The sequence below is a fragment of the Bacillus sp. TH50 genome (assembly GCF_016650565.1).
GTDB classification, from domain to species: Bacteria; Bacillota; Bacilli; order Bacillales; family Bacillaceae_G; genus Bacillus_A; species Bacillus_A mycoides.
In genome coordinates this window covers 1,499,940-1,520,173 of record NZ_JAEKFM010000003.1, presented here as the reverse complement: position 1 = coordinate 1,520,173, position 20,234 = coordinate 1,499,940, and the positions used below count along the sequence as shown (strand labels likewise).

Sequence of the window (20,234 nt, the reverse complement as noted above, 5' to 3'; positions counted from 1 at the left end):
AATATGGTTCAAGAGAGGAAGAGGTGAACGGAATGGGTACTAAAACAAAAAAGACCCTATTTAATGTTGATGAGCAAATGAAAGCTATCGCAGCTCAATTTGAAACATTACAAATTTTAAATGAAAAAGGCGAAGTTGTGAATGAAGCAGCTATGCCTGAATTATCTGATGATCAATTAAAAGAATTAATGCGCCGTATGGTGTATACTCGCGTACTAGATCAACGTTCTATTTCTTTAAACCGTCAAGGACGTTTAGGTTTCTACGCACCAACTGCTGGACAAGAGGCTTCTCAATTAGCAAGTCATTTCGCACTTGAAGCAGAAGATTTCATCTTACCAGGATATCGTGACGTTCCACAATTAGTGTGGCACGGTCTACCATTATACCAAGCATTCTTATTCTCTCGTGGACATTTCATGGGTAACCAAATGCCTGAGAATGTAAATGCACTTGCTCCACAAATCATTATCGGTGCGCAAATCATCCAAACTGCTGGTGTTGCGTTAGGTATGAAATTACGTGGTAAAAAATCTGTTGCAATTACTTACACTGGTGACGGTGGTGCTTCACAAGGTGACTTCTACGAAGGTATGAACTTTGCGGGTGCATTCAAAGCTCCAGCAATCTTCGTTGTACAAAACAACCGTTATGCAATCTCTACTCCAGTAGAAAAGCAATCTGCAGCTAAAACTGTAGCACAAAAAGCAGTAGCAGCAGGTATTTACGGAATTCAAGTAGACGGTATGGATCCATTAGCTGTATACGCAGCAACTGCTTTCGCTCGTGAGCGCGCAGTAAATGGCGAAGGTCCTACTTTAATCGAGACTTTAACATTCCGTTATGGTCCACATACAATGGCTGGTGATGACCCAACTCGTTACCGTACAAAAGATATCGAAAACGAATGGGAACAAAAAGATCCAATCGTACGCTTCCGTGCATTCTTAGAAAACAAAGGCCTATGGTCTCAAGAAGTTGAAGAGAAAGTTATCGAAGAAGCAAAAGAAGATATCAAACAAGCAATTGCTAAGGCTGACCAAGCTCCAAAACAAAAAGTTACTGATTTAATGGAAATCATGTACGAAAAAATGCCTTACAACTTAGCTGAACAATATGAAATTTACAAAGAAAAGGAGTCGAAGTAAGCCATGGCTCAAATGACAATGATTCAAGCAATCACTGATGCTTTACGCGTTGAAATGAAAAATGATCCTAACGTACTTGTGTTTGGTGAAGACGTTGGTGTAAACGGCGGAGTATTCCGTGCTACTGAAGGTTTACAAGCTGAATTCGGTGAAGATCGTGTAATGGATACTCCACTTGCAGAGTCTGGTATTGGTGGACTTGCAGTTGGACTTGCACTTGAAGGCTTCCGTCCAGTTCCAGAAATCCAATTCTTCGGTTTCATTTATGAAGTAATGGATTCAGTTTCTGGTCAATTAGCTCGTATGCGTTACCGTTCTGGTGGACGTTGGACTGCTCCAGTAACAATTCGTTCTCCATTCGGTGGTGGTGTTCATACTCCTGAACTACATGCTGATAGCTTAGAAGGATTAGTGGCACAACAACCTGGTCTAAAAGTTGTTATTCCATCTACTCCATACGATGCAAAAGGTCTTTTAATCTCTGCGATTCGTGACAACGATCCAGTTATCTACTTAGAGCATATGAAATTGTACCGTTCATTCCGTCAAGATGTACCAGAAGGTGATTACACAATTGATTTAGGCAAAGCTGACATCAAACGTGAAGGTACAGATGTATCTGTTATCGCTTATGGTGCTATGGTTCATGCTGCATTAAAAGCTGCTGAAGAACTTGAAAAAGAAGGTATCTCTTTAGAGGTTGTTGACTTACGTACAGTTCAACCATTAGATATCGAAACAATCATCGCTTCTGTTGAAAAAACAGGCCGCGTAGTTGTAGTTCAAGAAGCTCAAAAACAAGCTGGTATTGCAGCTAACGTTGTAGCGGAAATTAACGACCGTGCAATCTTAAACTTAGAAGCTCCAGTTGTACGTGTTGCAGCTGCTGATACAGTATTCCCATTCTCTCAAGCTGAGAGCGTATGGTTACCAAACCATAAAGATATTGTTGAAGCTGTTAACAAAGTAATGAACTTCTAATTTTTAGTTTTTCATGTGCAAAAGAAATCAGCACATGCTGGTTTCTTTTGTACATATTCCATAATAATGAAATGAATCAGGGGGCTGAATTCCGTGGCATTTGAATTTAAACTACCAGATATCGGTGAAGGTATCCACGAAGGTGAAATCGTAAAATGGTTTATTAAACCAGGCGATGAAGTAAATGAAGATGATGTACTTCTTGAAGTACAAAATGATAAAGCAGTAGTAGAAATCCCTTCTCCTGTTAAAGGTAAAGTACTTGAAGTACTTGTAGAAGAAGGAACAGTTGCAATTGTAGGAGATACATTAATTAAATTTGATGCTCCTGGATACGAAAACCTTAAATTTAAAGGTGACGATCATGATGAAGCTCCAAAAGCTGAAGAAGCAGCAGTAGAAGCTCCAGCAGCGGAAACTACTCCAGCAGCAACGGCAGAAGTAGTAAATGAGCGTGTAATCGCTATGCCATCTGTTCGTAAATATGCTCGTGAAAAAGGTGTAGATATTCATAAAGTAGCTGGTTCTGGTAAGAACGGCCGTGTTGTGAAAACTGACATCGATGCATTTGCAAATGGTGGACAAACTGTAGCAGCAACTGAGGCTCCAGCAGCAGTAGAAGCTACTCCAGCAGCAGCAGCGAAAGAAGAAGCACCAAAAGCACAACCAATCCCAGCTGGTGAATATCCAGAAACTCGTGAGAAAATGAGTGGTATCCGTAAAGCGATTGCGAAAGCAATGGTTAACTCTAAGCATACAGCTCCTCACGTAACATTAATGGATGAAGTAGATGTAACAGAACTTGTTGCTCACCGTAAGAAGTTCAAAGCTGTTGCAGCTGACAAAGGTATTAAATTAACTTACCTTCCATACGTTGTAAAAGCTTTAACATCTGCATTACGTGAATTCCCAATGTTGAATACTGCTTTAGACGATGCTTCTCAAGAAATCGTTCATAAACATTACTTCAACATCGGTATCGCAGCTGATACAGACAAAGGTCTATTAGTACCAGTTGTTAAAGATACAGATCGTAAATCTATCTTTACTATTTCTAACGAGATCAATGAACTTGCTGGTAAAGCACGTGATGGTCGTTTAGCTCCAACTGAAATGAAAGGTGCTTCTTGCACAATTACAAACATTGGTTCTGCAGGTGGACAATGGTTCACTCCAGTTATCAATCACCCAGAAGTAGCAATCCTTGGTATCGGCCGTATCGCTGAGAAACCAGTTGTGAAAAACGGTGAAATCGTTGCAGCTCCAGTATTAGCATTATCTCTAAGCTTTGACCATCGTTTAATTGACGGCGCAACTGCTCAAAAAGCATTAAACCAAATTAAACGTCTATTGAATGACCCACAATTATTAGTAATGGAGGCGTAATAACAATGGTAGTAGGAGATTTCCCAATTGAATTAGATACAGTCGTTGTTGGTGCAGGTCCTGGTGGATACGTTGCGGCAATTCGTGCAGCACAATTAGGTCAAAAGGTAGCGATTATTGAAAAATCTAACCTTGGTGGCGTATGCTTAAACGTTGGATGTATTCCTTCAAAAGCGTTAATCAATGCAGGTCATCGTTATGAGAATGCAATGCATTCTGATGACATGGGTATCACTGCAGAGAACGTAAAAGTTGACTTTACAAAAGTTCAAGAATGGAAAAACGGCGTAGTTAAGAAATTAACTGGCGGTGTTGAAGGCCTTCTTAAAGGTAACAAAGTTGAAATCATTCGCGGTGAAGCTTACTTCGTAGATGCTAACACATTACGCGTAATGACTGAAGATGCAGCACAAACTTATACGTTTAAAAATGCTGTTCTTGCAACTGGTTCTACACCAATCGAAATTCCAGGATTCAAATACTCTAAACGTGTTATCAACTCTACAGGCGCTTTAAGCTTACCTGAAATTCCTAAAAAACTTGTTGTAATCGGCGGCGGTTACATCGGTATGGAATTAGGTACTGCATATGCTAACTTCGGTACAGAAGTTACTGTAGTAGAAGCTGGCGACGAAATCTTAGCTGGTTTCGAAAAAGCTATGAGCTCTGTTGTTAAACGTGCTCTACAGAAAAAAGGTAACGTAAATATCCATACAAAAGCTATGGCTAAAGGCGTTGAAGAAACAGAAACTGGCGTAAAAGTTAGCTTTGAAGTTAACGGTGAAATCCAAACTGTAGAAGCAGATTACGTATTAGTAACTGTAGGTCGTCGTCCAAACACTCAAGAAATCGGTCTTGAGCAAGTTGGAATTAAAATGACTGACCGTGGCATTATCGAAATTGATGAGCAATGCCGTACAAATATTTCAAACATCTATGCAATCGGTGATATCGTTCCTGGACCACCATTAGCGCACAAAGCTTCTTACGAAGGTAAAGTAGCTGTTGAAGTAATTAGTGGCCATGCATCAGCAATCGATTACATCGGAATTCCTGCAGTATGCTTCACTGATCCAGAATTAGCATCTGTTGGTTACACTAAGAAACAAGCTGAAGAAGCAGGAATGACAGTAGCTGTATCTAAGTTCCCATTCGCTGCAAACGGTCGTGCGTTATCATTAAACAGCACTGACGGTTTCTTACAACTTGTAACGCGTAAAGAAGATGGTCTTCTTGTAGGTGCACAAGTTGCAGGTGCAGGTGCTTCTGATATTATCTCTGAGATTGGTTTAGCTATCGAAGCTGGAATGACAGCTGAAGATATCGCTCAAACAATCCATGCTCACCCAACATTAGGTGAAATCACAATGGAAGCAGCGGAAGTTGCTCTTGGAATGCCAATTCACATTGTAAAATAATTTAAGTAATGTAAATACCCCATCTCTTATTTAAAGAGATGGGGTATTTTTATTTTCATAAAATGACTTGCAAGGTCTTTATATGTACTTGTCGAATGAATATATAATACTTTAAATGAACCGTTAGCATATATGCCGTTATATAATATGTAATTGATTCAAACTTAATCCCATATATTAATAAAATAGAGCATGTCAAAGGAGAAGGTTCCATGAGAATATTACATGTTATATTTTATCATTTTCTATTATGGAGTGGTTTTTCCATTGTATTAACATTATCGAATGGTGATAAGTTTCATTATAAAGTAATTCTCTTTTTCGTATTTCTTTATTTGGCATATGTGATTGCATGTTTTGTATTACACGTAAGAAAGCAGGCATTATTCCTTACGTGTTCAAATTGCATACTTTTTTTAATCATATTCTCTATTTTTTAAATTAACGTTTATAGAAATACATTGTTCTTCCATTAAATAGTTGTAACTCTCCTTCTAATTTCTTCGCTAGAAAACGGCTAAATTCATTTGCTTTTCCTTTATCACCAAATGTTGCTGTAGTAGGCAAAGAAACCTGAATAAAAGATTGTTCCTTTTCTATTCCAATCCCAACATAAATAGAATCATATCGATCGTGACTCGATTGGAGTTTTAATGTTGTTGCTGATGTATCTAATATTTCATAAGGAAAAGCTGTATTTGTATAAGCATAATTAATTTGATCACCAGTCTTGGAAGTAACGGTTTTATAGTTATGAAAAAGGTGTTTAACATCTTCTATTGAAACAGATTGTTGATTGGATTTAGGTACAAGTGTGATAAAGGCGTGTTGCATACAAATTCCCCCTTAGCTTAGTAGAATAATATCATTCTACATCCTACTGAATTTTTTGACAATTAAAAGGAGTATTACTTTTTTTGTTTAATATATTAATGAGTAGGAAGTGTTATTTAGAAAGGTGGAAACTCATGTTTGAAAAATTGTATGATGAGCATGAAAGTGTGAAGGTACGATTTTTAGGATTTATGACGCATGATACACGTTATGATTTTGGAGTTATTTATACAAATATGTTTTTTGGAAAGCCACTTATTGTTTGTATGCAAACAGGGAAATCTACTTTGCTTGGGAGAGATGATGTAGAAAATGTTCCATATATACAGGAAACTTTTAAGTTAGGATCGGAAGAGGAGGCGGAGGAGTTAGCTCAGTTTTTTAAATTTCTTGTTCCGTCTACTTCTTTGCATGCGGAGTATGAAGAATAATTAACAAGAAACAGTCGTACGTATGAGATATGGCTGTTTTTTTGTGTTAATATCGCATACTAATTTAATTTTAAAATATTTAATGTGTTATACTAAAAACCTATTGACGTAAAAAGTATAACATATTAAAATAAAGACAGAAAGTTAAGCGGTTACAAAAGTTTTTGGGATTATAAACTTAGGGGGAAATGAAAAATGGGAACAATCGTATGTCAAGATTGTGAAGGTACAATTGCACACTTCGAGGATGAGAAAGTAACGGTACTTTACGGGAAATGTGGATCTTGCGGATGTGATCACACAGAACATACAAAAGCCCAATAATTGATAGGAAATTGACAGCTAAAAGTTTTTAGGACCATAAACTTAGGGGGAAATGAAAAATGGGAACAATCGTATGTCAAGTTTGTGAAGGAACAATCGGACATTTTGAAGATGAGAAAACGACAGTACTTTATGGGAAATGTGGTTCCAATTGTGACTGTGCTAGTAGAGACAATGCGAAAGCTTAATCATATATAAGTAGATTATTCTTTAAACTCAGGGGGAAATGAAAATGGGAACAATCGTATGCCAAGTTTGTGAAGGAACAATCGGACATTTTGAAGATGAAAAATCAACAGTACTTTATGGGAAATGTGGATCTCATTGCGAATGTGACCATACAGAACATACAAAAGCTTAAAAATTAAGAAAAAACGCCTACACATGTAGGCGTTTTTTAATAGATTGTAGTTGTATGCCCGACTGTTGCAACAATTGCATCATCTCTAATAGGAATAAATCCTATTGATGTTTGTGGCGTGTTAGGAGGGGCATATTGACTCATCATACGGCTATCAATACGAGTAATAAAATCGGTTAAATAAGCTGAAATAAAAGCATAAGGAATCCTTCGTTCATTTAATGAATAAATAATTTCCTCTTTCGTTTTTACGCCTACGCCATGTCCGTAAAAAAAGAAGTTTCCTAGATAGATTGTATTTTCTCCTTGCCACTCAATCGTAGCTGGATTAACTTGTGGATTTTTAAAGTAAACGAGGTCACCTGGAACGATATCGCCACTCGTTTTTGTTATGAGCTTTAAGTCGCGATCGTAGTCCCATGTATAAAGTAAGAGGTTTGCGAATAGACGGTTGAAAGTTTTTTCCTCATATAATGATAGTAATGCTTTGTAAAAAATGATAATCATTGCGGTGGCACATTCAGTTCCATATAGTTTTCCGTTTTTAAAAATATCTTGGATGGCAATGGAAGGGGCTATGTTTGGGAGTAGTTGAAATCCGCCAAGTGATGTTCTTTCCCAAAACTGAGGGTTGCAAAAAGATTGTTGAAACGTACGAAACTGAAATCCACTTTGAAAAAGTTCTAGCGCGGAAGTAATAATATTAACTCGTAAATTAAGATCAAAGCTGAGTTCATCGGCTGTTCGGAAGGAATAAACTTCTTGATTTCCCGCCATTATGGATAAAATCTGTTGTTTTTCAGCTGCAAATGGCTCATATTCATTTGTGATATAAGGGTGTACAATAGAACGGCCTATCACAATCATAATGGTATCCCCACCTATACGTTACAGATTTCGCGATACGGGAAAGCCTATATTGGACTTTAGACATAGGACGAAAGTATCGCTTTTTCATAGAAAAACATTTATCCCGCTATTTGCGGGCAGTAAGAATTCCACCTCAAAATTCGGCTGGAGCCCTGCTGCCCGTAAACGCCCGATTGGTGAAGGCTAATAATCAGTGGGGATGAACAAGACCCCACTGATTAAAATTTCACTTTATATTTTGGTAGACTTTAACTACAGACAAGTACAAGTCTTTAAAACGCCAATGTGTTCTTTGAAAAAAGATAGCATAGGGAGTTCGATAGCCGAATTCAAGCTATCGGTAAAATGATATGTGTCGTCAAGAACAAGACGCTAAAACACCTGAACACGAATCTGTACGGTATGGTATAGTACAGTAGCTCACGAACCTATACGATTTGTTGTGAGAGTGGTGATGGCACACCGCAATCTTGCACGTCAGCGATACCAGAAATGGACTTCGCCTTAGGTAGCAAGAATCCCACTGATGTTAGTCAGCTTGCCCCATTAGGGTGGGAATGTCAAATTCTTTAGTATCGTATGAAAAAAAGAGAAAAAAGGTGAAAGAAAAGCCTATCAACTGATAGGCTTGTACTCTTTAATAACACGTAATGTTTGTAATGTCATATCTTCAGGACCTTGTACAGGTAACCCAGCTTCTAAATTTTTAAGAATATACTCTAAGTTATCTTGTGTAATAATTTCCCCCGGAGTAAAGATTGGAATCCCTGGCGGATAAACCATAACAAAATCAGCTATAATACGACCTGCTGCGTTTTCAAATGGAATGACTTCTGTTTCTGAATAAAAAGCATCTCTAGGAGAAAGTGCTAGCACAGGTATTTCTGGTATTTCTACTTGTACTTGAACACCTTTGTCTGCTCTATTTCTATATGTTGCTGCTAAATCTTGTAATGCTGTAATAAGTGTATCTGTTTCACTTTCTGTATCTCCAAATGTGATAAGACAAAGTATGTTATATAAATCAGAGAGTTCTACTTCAATGTTGTAATGTTCTCTAAGCCATACTTCAGCCTGATGGCCTGTAATACCTAAATCTTTTACAGATACAATTATCTTTGTAGGATCATAGTTAAAAGTAGCATCTGTTCCTAGCATTTCTTTTCCGGGACAATAAAGATGCTCAATAGCATTAATAGCATCACGAACATGCTCAGCTAATTGTATTGTTTGTTCTATGAGAGCTGTTCCTTCTGTAGCAAGACGTTTTCTAGCAACATCAAGGGATGCTAACAAAATGTAAGAAGTTGATGTAGTCGTAAGCATGCTAATAATGGATTGGACATGCTTTACGTTCACAAGACCTTCTTTTACATTAAGAATAGAGCTTTGGGTTAAAGACCCACCTAATTTGTGAACACTTGTTGCTGCCATATCTGCACCTGCTTGCATAGCTGATATTGGTAGTTCATCATGAAAATGGATATGAACACCGTGAGCCTCATCAACAAGTACAGGAATATCGTAAGAATGAGCTAATTCTACAATCTGCTCTAAATCTGCAGCAAACCCAAAATATGTTGGATTTATAACAAGTAAGCCTTTCGCATCTGAGTGCTCTTCAAGAGCCTTTTTGACAGATTGAATTGTGATCCCATGTGAAATACCGAGCTTCGGATCAATCTCAGGATGCATGAAAATTGGTTTTGCACCTGAGAAAATAATAGCTGACATTACTGATTTATGCACATTCCGTGGCACGAGGATTTTATCCCCAGGACCGCACACGCTCATCACCATTGTCATAATTGCACCACTTGTACCTTGAATAGAAAAGAACGTATGATCTGCACCGAAAGCAGCGGCTGCTAAATCCTGTGCTTCTTTAATCATACCTTTTGGATGATGTAAATCATCGAGCGGCGCAATATTAATTAAATCAATTGCTAATGCATTATGCCCAATAAATTCGCGAAATGTAGGATCCATGCCCTGTCCTTTTTTATGACCAGGAATATGGAATTGAACTGGATTTCGCTTACTGTGCTCAACTAAAGCGGTAAACAATGGTGTTTCGTATTGGGACAATCTATACACCCCTTCTTCTTCGTAATATTTATTAGAGTTTGTTTTATATGATTTCATCTCATTCTAAAAGGAAATTAAGATGACAAACTTTTAGAACTTGACTTGTTTTTCTGCCATTCGCAAAAGCCTTTTTTGGGATGGTAGTCTCACTTTATTCTCTATAAAACAAAAGCATTATATCACCAATAATTATAGATGTATAGAAAAATCGCATTTTCAAGGTGAGTATGTTTAATAGTTATATTTTAAATACTGCAAAGAGGAAGACAATTCCATTGAAATGGATAAATGGTGTATAATGCAGAGTGGCTATAGTGAAGAATAAAAGGTTGTCTTTAAGGTAGCATAATGGAAAAAGAAAGAATACTGAATGAGGTGCAAAAATGGAATATCAATATCCACTTGATTACGATTGGTCAAATGAAGAAATGGTAGCAGTTGTAAAGTTTTATGAAGCGATTGAAAAGGTATATGAAAAAGGAGTTTTGAGAGAAGATTTGATGGAATTATATCGTCGTTTTAAAGAGATTGTGCCATCGAAGGCAGCGGAGAAAAAAATTGATAAAGAATTTCAAGAAGTAAGTGGATATTCTATATATCGTACGATTCAAAGAGCAAAAGAAGTAGCAGAAAAAAGATTGTAAAAATGTAAAAATATTTTGAAAATTAAAATACAAAGTGCTATAATGTGATAACAACTAAAAACGGACAATATAAATTGTCCGTTTTCTACTATCGATTACAAAGTGCATATAAAGGAAGGAGTGGTTGCATCGTAGATTCAATCTTAGCAAGGAATTGTTCGTTGGTCATTGCTGAAAACTCCTCTGGTGATATATGAATACCGACTAATAATTCTGCTTTTTTCACAGTAGCTAAACGTTCAATCATCTTTTGTAAGTCTTCCGTTTCAAGCGTTTCATGTAATTTTACACCTGGTTTAGTATGGTCAATGGACCAAACGAAGTCATTTGGAATATTTGTTTTTAAATCATTTAAATGTTCTAAGAAGGCGTGAGCCGTCTCCACTTTTTGTGGACACTCATAGATTAAACCAAAGTATATGAAGGCATGAGTACCCCATAAACCAATTTGGAAGTGTGGTAACATTTTATATCCACGTTTATTTGTTGAAAAAGCAACCCAAGTATCGTTTGGTGGATTGACTTTGCGGCGTGCATGTTTTGCTACATGGTAGAAAAAGTTTTCGTCAGTTTGTTGTGATAAATATGCTGCAAACTGTTCCCCTAAAGCGTCTAGCTTAGGATGAATATTCGTTTTAATTGCGCTCATTCGTTCTTCAAGACCATCAACAGTAAAGACTTCAAAATCAGTTGATGTGAATGTTTGTATTGTCATGATTGTTCCTCCAACTCCTATTTTGTTTTAATTTTAGCATAGCTTGTACTATTCATAAAAAAAACAGCACAAAAAAATTTAAATAAAAAAATATAATTTTGTTGCATAGATGATTTATCCAACATAGTATAGTATAAAACAAAAAATCAGAAAATTGAATCAATTCTAGTCCGAGGGCAGACGAATATTGGGAGGAGGCAAAAAAATGAGACAGGTGATTAATGCGTTAAAGAGAACAGATGCCGAAAAGAGAATTCCGGTGCTACGTTTGGAGCTAGATTATGAATTAGCAACTTTATATGATGCTATGATGGATAACGACAAACAGAAAAAAGAAGAGTGCGTACAAAAATTAGAAGTGTTAAGACTTGAAATGATCCGTTTAGAAGCGTAATAATAGTATATGTATAAATAATTAGTTGGTGCGAACCTTATAAAGGGTTCGTTTTTTCTGTGAACAGTATAGATCGGAGTGTTTAAACATGCAAGAAGTATGGAAAGACATCGATACACACGCGAAACAGTGGATTCGAGAAGCCGGAGAACATTTAATGGCATCACTGAAAAAAACACTTATTATAGAAACAAAGTCAAATGCAGCTGATCTAGTAACAAACATGGACCGAGAAACGGAGCAGTTTTTAATTGGGAAAATTAAAGAAACATTCCCGGCTCATAATATTTTAGGAGAAGAAGGCTACGGAGATGAGATTACCTCTTCTAATGGGGTTGTTTGGTTAATTGATCCAATTGACGGCACAATGAACTTTGTTCATCAAAAAAGAAATTTCGCAATCTCAATCGGGATTTATGAGAACGGTATCGGAAAGATTGGTCTTATTTATGATCCAGTTCATGACGAACTATATCATGCGGTAAAGGGAGAAGGGGCTTTTTGCAATGATTTAGCTATTCCCATGTTGGAAAAAGGAACGGTAGAGCATGGAGTTATAGCTTTGAATGCGATATGGCTTACTGATAATCCATTGCTTAATATGGAAAAAATGATGATGCTCGTTAAGAAGGCGAGAGGTACGAGGTCATATGGTTGTGCAGCGTTAGAAATGGTATATGTTGCAACGGGAAGATTAGATGCATATGTGACACCGCGCTTATCACCATGGGACTTTGGCGGGGGACAGATTATTGTAGAAGAAGTTGGCGGTAAAGTTACAACGTTCTTGGGAACGCCTCTTTCTATTGTAGAGAAAAGCAGTGTGTTAGTTGCAAAACCAGGAGTATACGAAGAATTATTACCATTTGTATCGCAATAATGAAAAAAAGTAAGAGGCATAAAGAAGCTTCTTACTTTTTAATGTTATTGCGATTTACGCATTTTTCTTTTTGTTACAAAACCGTATCCAACTGTAACAAATGTGCCGATAATGCAAATAATAATGCCGATGGGACTATTTTCAGCAACCATAATTCCGATACCAATTAAGAAGATAACACCGATAATTGCTGTTAATAAAAAGCGATATTGAATGTGTTCCATTTCTTCACCCTCCAATCTCATTTTACTTTCACAAAAGTAAGAATACAACTATATTTTCATTCTTGATTTTATTTTGATTGCCATTGTATCCCCTTCGCTCTTATAATAGAGAAGGATTAAAAAGACATTAGGAGTTGGACATGTTGAAAAAACGACAAGATTTACGAAATATAGCAATTATTGCCCACGTTGACCATGGTAAAACAACACTTGTTGACCAGTTATTACGTCAAGCGGGGACGTTCCGTGCGAATGAACATATTGAAGAACGCGCAATGGACTCAAATGATCTAGAAAGAGAACGTGGTATTACAATTTTAGCGAAGAATACTGCGATTCACTATGAAGATAAAAAAATTAACATTTTAGATACACCTGGTCACGCTGACTTCGGTGGAGAAGTAGAACGTATCATGAAAATGGTTGATGGTGTTCTACTTGTAGTTGATGCATATGAAGGTTGTATGCCACAAACACGATTTGTTTTAAAGAAAGCTCTTGAGCAAAACTTAACTCCAATCGTTGTTGTAAACAAAATTGACCGTGACTTCGCTCGCCCTGATGAAGTAGTTGATGAAGTAGTTGACTTATTCATCGAACTTGGTGCAAACGAAGATCAATTAGAGTTCCCAGTTGTATTTGCATCAGCAATGAACGGAACAGCAAGCTTAGATTCAAATCCAGCAAATCAAGAAGAGAATATGAAATCATTGTTTGACACAATTATTGAACATATTCCAGCACCAATTGATAACAGCGAAGAGCCACTTCAATTCCAAGTAGCACTTCTTGATTACAATGACTATGTTGGTCGTATTGGGGTTGGACGCGTATTCCGCGGTACAATGAAAGTAGGACAACAAGTTGCATTAATGAAAGTTGACGGAAGTGTAAAACAATTCCGTGTAACTAAATTATTTGGTTACATTGGATTAAAACGTCAAGAAATTGAAGAAGCAAAAGCTGGAGATTTAGTAGCTGTTTCAGGTATGGAAGACATTAACGTAGGTGAAACGGTATGTCCGGTTGAGCATGAAGAGGCTTTACCATTATTACGTATTGATGAGCCAACATTACAAATGACATTCCTTGTAAATAACAGCCCATTTGCAGGTCGTGAAGGTAAATTTATTACTTCTCGTAAAATTGAAGAGCGTCTTCGTTCACAATTAGAGACAGATGTAAGTTTACGTGTAGATAATACAGATTCTCCTGATGCATGGATCGTATCTGGACGCGGAGAGTTACATTTATCTATCTTAATTGAAAACATGCGTCGTGAAGGTTATGAACTACAAGTATCTAAGCCAGAAGTAATTATTAAAGATGTTGATGGCGTAAGAAGTGAGCCTGTAGAGCGCGTACAAATCGATGTGCCTGAAGAATACACTGGTTCTATTATGGAATCAATGGGTGCACGTAAAGGTGAAATGTTAGATATGGTGAATAACGGAAACGGTCAAGTTCGCCTTACTTTCATGGTTCCAGCACGTGGTTTAATTGGTTACACAACAGAATTCCTAACATTAACTCGTGGTTACGGTATTTTAAACCACACATTTGATTGCTACCAACCAGTACATGCTGGACAAGTGGGTGGACGTCGCCAAGGTGTTCTAGTTTCACTTGACACAGGAAAAGCATCACAATATGGTATTATGCAAGTTGAAGACCGTGGTGTAATCTTCGTTGAACCAGGTACAGAAGTATATGCTGGTATGATCGTTGGAGAACATACACGTGAGAATGATTTAACAGTTAACGTTGTAAAAATGAAACAACAAACTAACATTCGTTCTGCGACGAAAGATCAAACTTCATCAATGAAAAAACCACGCTTAATGACTTTAGAAGAGTCATTAGAGTACCTAAACGATGATGAGTTCTGTGAAGTAACTCCAGAATCAATTCGTCTACGTAAAAAGATTCTTGATAAGAGTGAGCGCGAAAGAGCTGCTAAGAAAAAGAAATCTGTAGAAGCGTAAAAATAAAAAACAACTACCTTTATAAAAGGTAGTTGTTTTTTATTTTTGTTTATTTTTAGAATTTTTATTCTTTTTTGTGGACAGTATTTTTTTTGCGAGTTACTCTTGTATTAAGTACATAAAGAAAATTTGTTTTTATGAGAAGGGAGGAAAGATAGTGTTAGAAAGAATGTCATTTTTCGCGAAATTGTGCAAAGTTGATGAAAATCCAGAACTAGGGATGTGGTTACTTTATGGAACAATTATTATATTGAGTGCACTTGTATATAATTTAGGATTTGCAAGGAAGCTATCAGTGCTAAAAAATATAGTAATATACATATCTTTAGCAATTGGATGCACGGTATTAACTTTCTTTGCAGTTTTTTTACCAGTTGGAGAGGGGCTCGTTGTAGCGGCGATTGTACTTGGAATTTATAGATTACGTTTACGTCAAGCGAAACAACAAAAAGCAGGATAAAAAGGGGGAGTTTCATGCGCTCGGTACAAGATGCACTATATAATTGGTTAACAATTAAAACTGTTGCGGAAGCGCGTCCAGATGATAGAGCTGCACAAGAAACGTATATATTATTTCGAAATATGATATATGAAGAGCATAAATTACGAAATGTAGAAGTGGAAAAGAACGAGGAAATGTATTTAATTACATATGAAATTGATGGAGAAATAAGGTGTGCAAGATTTCCAGTAGAAGCAATTGATTGTTTTTTGGATCAGATGAATCGTGAACCAGAAAAATACAAATAAGTCCTTATCTATATGATTAAGGACTTATTTACGGTTTACCAATCGTCTTCTACTTTTTTATCACGATATAATCGGAAATTACCACTTGCATGGCGTTCCATAGTACGCTCTGCAATGCGTTCCGTACATTCCATGCACATATATGTATGAATAGGGCGATTACGCAGTTTTTTTGCCATAGGATTTTCGTCATCTAACATATCTTTTTTATCACAAATCATACATCTGACTCTCATTTCGTCACCTCAATACGAATTCTATCAGTATAAGTATATCATGGAAGCATAATGTTTTTGAATAATAGCGGGAAAAAATAATATTTTCGCAATTCGAAAAATAGGTTATGATAAGGATATATAAATAATATTTGGAGGTGGAAATATGGCGAATGTAGTTGAGCCTACATTGACAGGTGATTTAGTACAATCTTTGCGTAAAGAGTGTATCGTTATGATAGCAACAACAGATTTCGAAAAACAAATTCCTAACGTAAGTGCTATTTCTTGGGTATATGCAGTGAGTGAAACTAGTATTCGATTTGCGGTAGATCAACGCTCACGTATTGTGGGGAATATACGGCATAGTGCAGGGGTTGTATTGACTATAATGGCGAATGAATCCGTATTTTCCATAAGTGGTGAAAGTGAAATTTTAACAGATAGAATGGAAGGGATTCCTCTAAAATTAACGGTAGTAGAAGTGAATGTACAAGAAGTTCGTGATGTTATGTTTTATGGTGCGAAACTTGCTACTGAACCAACATATGAAAAAACATATGATCTTCGAGCAGCTAAAAAGCTTGATAACCAAGTATTAGTAGGAATGAAAGAATTATAAAGAAGATGAATAGGAACATCGTTCATAAACTTTTACAAGTGAGTATTGTGATTTAATGTGAAAAATTATAATAAAAAGTAATATATTGAATAGAAATGAATAAAAAATAAAGAAAAGGTTTAATTTCTATGAATTTCGATTCTACCTCGTTTTTACGGTACATATAATTATAACAATGGTTCGTCCATATTTTATGGATGAAACCCTTGTTCTACAAATTTAAAAGTGGAGTCAGGGGGTAACAGGTTGGATAAAATTTATGTGTTAGATACAAATGTACTTTTGCAGGATCCTTTATCTATTTTTTCATTTGCAACAAATGAAGTAGTGATTCCAGCAGTTGTATTAGAAGAGGTTGATTCGAAAAAACGTTATATGGATGAAGTAGGACGAAATGCTCGCTATGTATCTAAGTTAATCGACAAATTTCGCGAAATAGGAAAGCTGCATGAAAGTATTCCGTTAGAAAACGGCGGTACATTTCGTATTGAATTAAATCATCGCTCATTTGTTCAACTGCAAGATATTTTTGTAGAAAAAACAAATGATAATCGAATTTTAGCGGTAGCGAAAAACCTCTCTTTAGAAGAACAAGAAAAAGAGGACGGGAAATCAGTTATTTTAGTAAGTAAAGATGTACTCGTAAGGGTAAAAGCTGATGCAATCGGATTGCAGGCCGAAGATTATTTAAGTGACCGAGTAATCGAAGTGGAAAATATATATTCAGGATTTTTAGAAGGGTATATATCAAAAGAACAGTTAGATTATTTTTATGAAAAAGGTGAACTACCTTTATCTGAAATCGCAAATCATCCTTTTTATCCAAATCAGTTTGTTGTAATGAAAGATGCACTAGGGGGTTCTAGTTCTGCACTTGGGATTGTGGATCATTTAGGTAAGAAGGTAAAAAAACTTATTTTTCACAATGAACAAGTGTGGGGGATACGCCCACGAAACGTGCAGCAAATTATGGGGTTAGAATTGCTACTTCGGGAAGATATTCCACTTGTAACGTTAACAGGGAAAGCCGGTACAGGAAAAACGTTACTTGCATTAGCTTCGGGACTAATGCAAACGGAAGATTTAGGGTTATATAAAAAACTACTTGTCGCGAGACCAATTGTACCGGTAGGGAAAGATATAGGTTATTTACCAGGAGAGAAAGAGGAAAAATTAAGACCGTGGATGCAGCCGATTTTTGATAATCTAGAGTATTTATTCAATACGAAAAAGCCAGGGGAGCTAGATGCTATTTTAGCTGGAATGGGTTCGATTGAAGTAGAAGCGCTTACCTATATACGCGGGAGAAGTATTCCAGACCAGTTCATTATAATTGACGAGGCACAAAATTTAACGAAGCATGAAGTGAAGACGATACTAACAAGGGTAGGCGAAAAAAGTAAGATTGTATTAATGGGGGATCCTCAGCAAATTGATCACCCGTATTTAGATGAATATAATAACGGTTTAACATATGTTGTAGAGAAGTTTAAAGAACAACGTATTAGTGGTCATGTAAAGTTTGTTAAAGGAGAGCGTTCTAATTTAGCACAACTAGCAGCGGATTTATTATAAAAAGGAGTGAGCTTAAGCTCACTCCTTTTTTGCCTTTTAATTATACAATTTAAATGATTGTAAATTTACGGATGTTACGAATCGGATTTTGTCTATTAGATCCATCATGGAAATATAGATGAACAGGCCCGTCTTCTCGTAATGGTTTACCTTCTTTTGAAAAACCGAGAATAGCTTTATGGGCTGTTTCTAACGGAAGTGTAATTGTATTGTCTGTGGTTTCAATTTCGACATGAGTAGCATCTTCTAAAATTACAGCATTTTTTAGAAATGGATGAAGTGGTATGCCAAATGTCCCGTTAATAAGCTGTTCTTTTTTATATTTCTTTACACTTTGTTGTATTGGCGGGAAGGCAGCACCATCACGGATTTCGCGATCCCAATGCTCTGAAGTATGTTTTAAGTATGTTTCTAATTCGGATGAGTCTTCTCTAGTTTCATCAAAGTAAGTTGTCAAATCTATTTTTCGATCATCGAAAATCCATACAGTTGGATCGATAGTGATTGGAAAACGAACTTTTCCATTAATAAATAAAATTTCGCTCATTGTTGTTCCCCCATTTGTGTTATACTCCCACTTTTCAGTATAATAGTATTAGGCACTGTTGTCACAAAAAATGTTTCTATTGCAATTTATTAAAACTATCGCTAATATTAATAGATATGAGAGAGTAGGACGGAAACGGAGGGAATCAATTTGGCGTCTGAGACAGTATCAAATCATCAGGAAAAGGCACTAGCCCTTCTACAAGCGGATGCAGAGAAGATTTTAAGACTTATTAAGGTACAAATGGACAATCTTACAATGCCGCAATGTCCATTATATGAAGAAGTTTTAGACACACAAATGTTTGGACTATCCCGCGAGGTCGATTTTGCGGTTCGCCTTGGTCTTATTGGAGAAGAACAAGGGAAAGCAATGTTAGGAGAGCTCGAACGTGAGTTGTCTGCACTTCATGAAGCATTTACAAACAAACAACAATAACGGGTTCAAATAAGGGGGCTCAAACTGAAATAGTTTGGGCTTTTTATTTGTATAATAAAGAAGGAAGAACCTATATACATATGGAATACAACAATAATTAAATTGAAACAGAAAGAGGAAATGAAATGAAAAAAGTATGGAAATCGATGGATTATTCCTTATTACTTCCTCTTGTTATCTTATGTGTGCTGGGAGTAATAATGGTATATAGTTCTAGTTCCATTGTTGCGATTTCGAAGCATGGGAAACCAGCGGATTTCTTTTTTAATAGGCAAGTATTAATTCTAGCTGTTGGAGCGATAATGTTAGCGATTATCATTGCTATTCCTTATAAACTTTGGAGGAAGCGAATAGTTTTAATAGCAATGGGAATAGGTAGTATTGGTTTATTAGCAGCAGCCTTGTTTTTCGGTAAGGAAGTAAACGGTGCAAAAGGGTGGATATTAGGTATACAGCCCGCTGAATTTGTTAAAATATCGATTATTATTATATTAGCTCGTTTTTTTGCGAGAAGACAAGAGACAGATACTCCTGTTTTTAAAGGGTCGGGACTTACGCTTGGTTTTGTTGGATTGGCAATGTTTTTAATTTTAAAGCAAAATGACTTAGGTACCGATTTATTAATTGCGGGAACGGTTGGAATTATGTTTCTTTGCTCGGGGGTACGGATTAATTTATGGATAAAACGAATCGTTTTAACTGCCATAGTGTGGATTCCGGCACTATATTTTCTTGGGAATTATGCATTAAGCAAGTATCAAAAGGCACGTTTTTCCGTTTTTCTTGATCCATTTAATGATCCTCAGAATGATGGATTCCAATTAATAAATTCTTTTATTGGAATTGCTTCAGGAGGGCTAAATGGTCGAGGGTTAGGGAACAGTGTGCAAAAATATGGATACTTACCAGAACCGCAAACAGATTTTATTATGGCAATTATATCTGAAGAGCTTGGTTTTATAGGTGTAGCTGTCATTTTAATCTGTTTATTACTTATTATTATTCGGGCATTTAGAATTGCACAAAAGTGTAAAGATCCATTTGGAAGTTTAATAGCAATTGGAATTGCAAGTTTGTTTGGAGTTCAAACTTTTATAAATGTCGGTGGTATGTCTGGGTTAATACCGCTTACAGGGGTACCATTACCATTTGTTAGTTATGGTGGGAGTTCTTTGTTAGCTAATCTGCTTGCAATGGGTATACTGTTAAATATTTCTAGTTATGTAAAACGACAAGAGAAACAACAAAACAAATTGACTAACGAAATAGAACAAGGTGGACCGCATCTTGTTGTTGTAAAATAAAAAACACATTGAGCTCTAGAGTTCAATGTGTTTTTTATTTTGTTAGGCTTTAAATGTGATATAATATTGATTGTTTTAAAACGAAAAGTATATTACATTT

The 20,234-nt window shown here is 36.3% G+C and carries 26 protein-coding genes; 19 read left to right on the top strand and 7 right to left on the bottom strand.

Features of this window, described 5'->3' with window-relative positions; genetic code table 11:
- The first annotated feature begins 32 nt into the window (after window positions 1-32).
- From pdhA to JFU23_RS07735, 5 genes are all read left to right on the top strand, one after another.
- Window positions 33-1,148 carry a pyruvate dehydrogenase E1 component subunit alpha gene (gene pdhA / locus JFU23_RS07755; RefSeq protein WP_000536893.1) on the top strand — a complete coding sequence of 372 codons (1,116 nt, stop codon included), beginning with the start codon at window positions 33-35 and terminating at the stop codon, window positions 1,146-1,148.
- 3 nt (window positions 1,149-1,151) lie between these two features.
- On the top strand, window positions 1,152-2,129 hold the full coding sequence (pdhB, locus tag JFU23_RS07750; protein WP_000068162.1) for a pyruvate dehydrogenase complex E1 component subunit beta: 978 nt from the start codon (window positions 1,152-1,154) through the stop codon (window positions 2,127-2,129).
- A 93-nt stretch (window positions 2,130-2,222) separates the two neighbouring features.
- The gene (gene pdhC, locus JFU23_RS07745; protein ID WP_002033838.1) at window positions 2,223-3,515 is read left to right on the top strand and encodes a pyruvate dehydrogenase complex dihydrolipoyllysine-residue acetyltransferase; all 1,293 of its coding nucleotides are present in this window, start codon (window positions 2,223-2,225) and stop codon (window positions 3,513-3,515) included.
- Between the two features lie 5 nt (window positions 3,516-3,520).
- The gene (gene lpdA, locus JFU23_RS07740; RefSeq protein WP_002014851.1) at window positions 3,521-4,933 is read left to right on the top strand and encodes a dihydrolipoyl dehydrogenase; all 1,413 of its coding nucleotides are present in this window, start codon (window positions 3,521-3,523) and stop codon (window positions 4,931-4,933) included.
- 212 nt (window positions 4,934-5,145) lie between these two features.
- Window positions 5,146-5,373 (top strand): hypothetical protein, encoded by a 228-nt coding sequence (locus tag JFU23_RS07735; protein ID WP_002088334.1) that lies wholly within the window; start codon window positions 5,146-5,148, stop codon window positions 5,371-5,373.
- Between the two features lies 1 nt (window position 5,374).
- Here JFU23_RS07735 and JFU23_RS07730 read toward each other — a convergent pair whose 3' ends face one another.
- Window positions 5,375-5,767 carry a DUF1885 family protein gene (locus JFU23_RS07730; protein ID WP_002014853.1) on the bottom strand — a complete coding sequence of 131 codons (393 nt, stop codon included), beginning with the start codon at window positions 5,765-5,767 and terminating at the stop codon, window positions 5,375-5,377.
- Window positions 5,768-5,901: 134 nt separating this feature from the next.
- Here JFU23_RS07730 and JFU23_RS07725 point away from each other — a divergent pair, with 134 nt between their 5' ends.
- The 4 genes from JFU23_RS07725 to JFU23_RS07710 all read left to right on the top strand — a co-directional run bounded on the left by JFU23_RS07725 (window position 5,902) and on the right by JFU23_RS07710 (window position 6,883).
- Complete coding sequence (locus JFU23_RS07725; RefSeq protein ID WP_201031703.1) at window positions 5,902-6,198, top strand: DUF3055 domain-containing protein; 297 nt, start codon at window positions 5,902-5,904, stop codon at window positions 6,196-6,198.
- A gap of 195 nt (window positions 6,199-6,393) precedes the next feature.
- Entirely contained in the window at window positions 6,394-6,522 is a 129-nt protein-coding gene (locus JFU23_RS07720) for a GapA-binding peptide SR1P (RefSeq protein WP_000536778.1), read from the top strand.
- A gap of 59 nt (window positions 6,523-6,581) precedes the next feature.
- On the top strand, window positions 6,582-6,710 hold the full coding sequence (locus JFU23_RS07715; RefSeq protein ID WP_002033839.1) for a GapA-binding peptide SR1P: 129 nt from the start codon (window positions 6,582-6,584) through the stop codon (window positions 6,708-6,710).
- Between the two features lie 44 nt (window positions 6,711-6,754).
- Window positions 6,755-6,883 carry a GapA-binding peptide SR1P gene (locus tag JFU23_RS07710; protein ID WP_002111497.1) on the top strand — a complete coding sequence of 43 codons (129 nt, stop codon included), beginning with the start codon at window positions 6,755-6,757 and terminating at the stop codon, window positions 6,881-6,883.
- A gap of 36 nt (window positions 6,884-6,919) precedes the next feature.
- Here JFU23_RS07710 and JFU23_RS07705 read toward each other — a convergent pair whose 3' ends face one another.
- Complete coding sequence (locus JFU23_RS07705; protein WP_002066931.1) at window positions 6,920-7,750, bottom strand: protein-glutamine gamma-glutamyltransferase; 831 nt, start codon at window positions 7,748-7,750, stop codon at window positions 6,920-6,922.
- A gap of 618 nt (window positions 7,751-8,368) precedes the next feature.
- Entirely contained in the window at window positions 8,369-9,841 is a 1,473-nt protein-coding gene (speA, locus tag JFU23_RS07700; protein ID WP_002128878.1) for an arginine decarboxylase, read from the bottom strand.
- A 383-nt stretch (window positions 9,842-10,224) separates the two neighbouring features.
- Here speA and JFU23_RS07695 point away from each other — a divergent pair, with 383 nt between their 5' ends.
- The gene (locus JFU23_RS07695; protein ID WP_201031702.1) at window positions 10,225-10,485 is read left to right on the top strand and encodes a UPF0223 family protein; all 261 of its coding nucleotides are present in this window, start codon (window positions 10,225-10,227) and stop codon (window positions 10,483-10,485) included.
- Between the two features lie 88 nt (window positions 10,486-10,573).
- Here the strand turns inward: JFU23_RS07695 and JFU23_RS07690 are convergent, their stop codons facing one another.
- Window positions 10,574-11,200: a YktB family protein gene (locus JFU23_RS07690; RefSeq protein ID WP_201031701.1), complete on the bottom strand. Its 627-nt coding sequence runs from the start codon at window positions 11,198-11,200 to the stop codon at window positions 10,574-10,576.
- A gap of 205 nt (window positions 11,201-11,405) precedes the next feature.
- Here JFU23_RS07690 and JFU23_RS07685 point away from each other — a divergent pair, with 205 nt between their 5' ends.
- Window positions 11,406-11,594 carry a hypothetical protein gene (locus tag JFU23_RS07685; protein WP_002121995.1) on the top strand — a complete coding sequence of 63 codons (189 nt, stop codon included), beginning with the start codon at window positions 11,406-11,408 and terminating at the stop codon, window positions 11,592-11,594.
- Window positions 11,595-11,682: 88 nt separating this feature from the next.
- Window positions 11,683-12,474 (top strand): inositol monophosphatase family protein, encoded by a 792-nt coding sequence (locus tag JFU23_RS07680; RefSeq protein ID WP_060749584.1) that lies wholly within the window; start codon window positions 11,683-11,685, stop codon window positions 12,472-12,474.
- A gap of 44 nt (window positions 12,475-12,518) precedes the next feature.
- Here JFU23_RS07680 and JFU23_RS07675 read toward each other — a convergent pair whose 3' ends face one another.
- Window positions 12,519-12,698, bottom strand: a complete 180-nt coding sequence (locus tag JFU23_RS07675) for a DUF5325 family protein (RefSeq protein WP_000400129.1) — start codon at window positions 12,696-12,698, stop codon at window positions 12,519-12,521.
- A gap of 140 nt (window positions 12,699-12,838) precedes the next feature.
- On the opposite strand from JFU23_RS07675, the gene typA reads away from it, so the two are divergent.
- The 3 genes from typA to JFU23_RS07660 all read left to right on the top strand — a co-directional run bounded on the left by typA (window position 12,839) and on the right by JFU23_RS07660 (window position 15,433).
- The gene (gene typA, locus JFU23_RS07670) at window positions 12,839-14,683 is read left to right on the top strand and encodes a translational GTPase TypA (RefSeq protein WP_113769776.1); all 1,845 of its coding nucleotides are present in this window, start codon (window positions 12,839-12,841) and stop codon (window positions 14,681-14,683) included.
- A 157-nt stretch (window positions 14,684-14,840) separates the two neighbouring features.
- Window positions 14,841-15,143, top strand: a complete 303-nt coding sequence (locus tag JFU23_RS07665; protein ID WP_000893662.1) for a YlaH-like family protein — start codon at window positions 14,841-14,843, stop codon at window positions 15,141-15,143.
- 14 nt (window positions 15,144-15,157) lie between these two features.
- Window positions 15,158-15,433 carry a hypothetical protein gene (locus JFU23_RS07660; RefSeq protein ID WP_085312257.1) on the top strand — a complete coding sequence of 92 codons (276 nt, stop codon included), beginning with the start codon at window positions 15,158-15,160 and terminating at the stop codon, window positions 15,431-15,433.
- Between the two features lie 35 nt (window positions 15,434-15,468).
- Here JFU23_RS07660 and JFU23_RS07655 read toward each other — a convergent pair whose 3' ends face one another.
- A complete protein-coding gene (locus tag JFU23_RS07655) occupies window positions 15,469-15,669 on the bottom strand; it encodes a YlaI family protein (RefSeq protein WP_002094429.1) in 201 nt (66 codons plus the stop codon).
- A 145-nt stretch (window positions 15,670-15,814) separates the two neighbouring features.
- Here JFU23_RS07655 and JFU23_RS07650 point away from each other — a divergent pair, with 145 nt between their 5' ends.
- Together JFU23_RS07650 and JFU23_RS07645 are read left to right on the top strand one after the other, a co-directional pair.
- A complete protein-coding gene (locus JFU23_RS07650) occupies window positions 15,815-16,270 on the top strand; it encodes a PNPOx family protein (protein ID WP_002014791.1) in 456 nt (151 codons plus the stop codon).
- 246 nt (window positions 16,271-16,516) lie between these two features.
- The gene (locus tag JFU23_RS07645) at window positions 16,517-17,845 is read left to right on the top strand and encodes a PhoH family protein (RefSeq protein ID WP_002088317.1); all 1,329 of its coding nucleotides are present in this window, start codon (window positions 16,517-16,519) and stop codon (window positions 17,843-17,845) included.
- 49 nt (window positions 17,846-17,894) lie between these two features.
- Here JFU23_RS07645 and JFU23_RS07640 read toward each other — a convergent pair whose 3' ends face one another.
- A complete protein-coding gene (locus tag JFU23_RS07640) occupies window positions 17,895-18,392 on the bottom strand; it encodes a molybdopterin-binding protein (RefSeq protein ID WP_201031700.1) in 498 nt (165 codons plus the stop codon).
- A gap of 150 nt (window positions 18,393-18,542) precedes the next feature.
- On the opposite strand from JFU23_RS07640, the gene JFU23_RS07635 reads away from it, so the two are divergent.
- The gene (locus JFU23_RS07635) at window positions 18,543-18,830 is read left to right on the top strand and encodes an Fpa/YlaN family protein (protein WP_002088314.1); all 288 of its coding nucleotides are present in this window, start codon (window positions 18,543-18,545) and stop codon (window positions 18,828-18,830) included.
- Between the two features lie 125 nt (window positions 18,831-18,955).
- Window positions 18,956-20,134, top strand: a complete 1,179-nt coding sequence (locus JFU23_RS07630; protein ID WP_201031699.1) for an FtsW/RodA/SpoVE family cell cycle protein — start codon at window positions 18,956-18,958, stop codon at window positions 20,132-20,134.
- Window positions 20,135-20,234 lie beyond the last annotated feature (100 nt).

Bases quoted from the DNA above. Each gene is read 5' to 3' on its own strand.
- JFU23_RS07720 (WP_000536778.1), top strand. From the start codon at position 6,394: ATGGGAACAATCGTATGTCAAGATTGTGAAGGTACAATTGCACACTTC.
- JFU23_RS07660 (WP_085312257.1), top strand. From the start codon at position 15,158: ATGCGCTCGGTACAAGATGCACTATATAATTGGTTAACAATTAAAACT.
- JFU23_RS07735 (WP_002088334.1), top strand. From the start codon at position 5,146: ATGAGAATATTACATGTTATATTTTATCATTTTCTATTATGGAGTGGT.
- JFU23_RS07680 (WP_060749584.1), top strand. From the start codon at position 11,683: ATGCAAGAAGTATGGAAAGACATCGATACACACGCGAAACAGTGGATT.
- JFU23_RS07705 (WP_002066931.1), bottom strand. From the start codon at position 7,750: ATGATTGTGATAGGCCGTTCTATTGTACACCCTTATATCACAAATGAA.
- lpdA (WP_002014851.1), top strand. From the start codon at position 3,521: ATGGTAGTAGGAGATTTCCCAATTGAATTAGATACAGTCGTTGTTGGT.
- JFU23_RS07710 (WP_002111497.1), top strand. From the start codon at position 6,755: ATGGGAACAATCGTATGCCAAGTTTGTGAAGGAACAATCGGACATTTT.
- JFU23_RS07655 (WP_002094429.1), bottom strand. From the start codon at position 15,669: ATGAGAGTCAGATGTATGATTTGTGATAAAAAAGATATGTTAGATGAC.
- JFU23_RS07715 (WP_002033839.1), top strand. From the start codon at position 6,582: ATGGGAACAATCGTATGTCAAGTTTGTGAAGGAACAATCGGACATTTT.
- typA (WP_113769776.1), top strand. From the start codon at position 12,839: ATGTTGAAAAAACGACAAGATTTACGAAATATAGCAATTATTGCCCAC.
- JFU23_RS07695 (WP_201031702.1), top strand. From the start codon at position 10,225: ATGGAATATCAATATCCACTTGATTACGATTGGTCAAATGAAGAAATG.
- JFU23_RS07730 (WP_002014853.1), bottom strand. From the start codon at position 5,767: ATGCAACACGCCTTTATCACACTTGTACCTAAATCCAATCAACAATCT.
- pdhA (WP_000536893.1), top strand. From the start codon at position 33: ATGGGTACTAAAACAAAAAAGACCCTATTTAATGTTGATGAGCAAATG.
- JFU23_RS07640 (WP_201031700.1), bottom strand. From the start codon at position 18,392: ATGAGCGAAATTTTATTTATTAATGGAAAAGTTCGTTTTCCAATCACT.
- JFU23_RS07725 (WP_201031703.1), top strand. From the start codon at position 5,902: ATGTTTGAAAAATTGTATGATGAGCATGAAAGTGTGAAGGTACGATTT.
- JFU23_RS07690 (WP_201031701.1), bottom strand. From the start codon at position 11,200: ATGACAATACAAACATTCACATCAACTGATTTTGAAGTCTTTACTGTT.
- JFU23_RS07650 (WP_002014791.1), top strand. From the start codon at position 15,815: ATGGCGAATGTAGTTGAGCCTACATTGACAGGTGATTTAGTACAATCT.
- JFU23_RS07675 (WP_000400129.1), bottom strand. From the start codon at position 12,698: ATGGAACACATTCAATATCGCTTTTTATTAACAGCAATTATCGGTGTT.
- pdhB (WP_000068162.1), top strand. From the start codon at position 1,152: ATGGCTCAAATGACAATGATTCAAGCAATCACTGATGCTTTACGCGTT.
- JFU23_RS07685 (WP_002121995.1), top strand. From the start codon at position 11,406: ATGAGACAGGTGATTAATGCGTTAAAGAGAACAGATGCCGAAAAGAGA.
- JFU23_RS07630 (WP_201031699.1), top strand. From the start codon at position 18,956: ATGAAAAAAGTATGGAAATCGATGGATTATTCCTTATTACTTCCTCTT.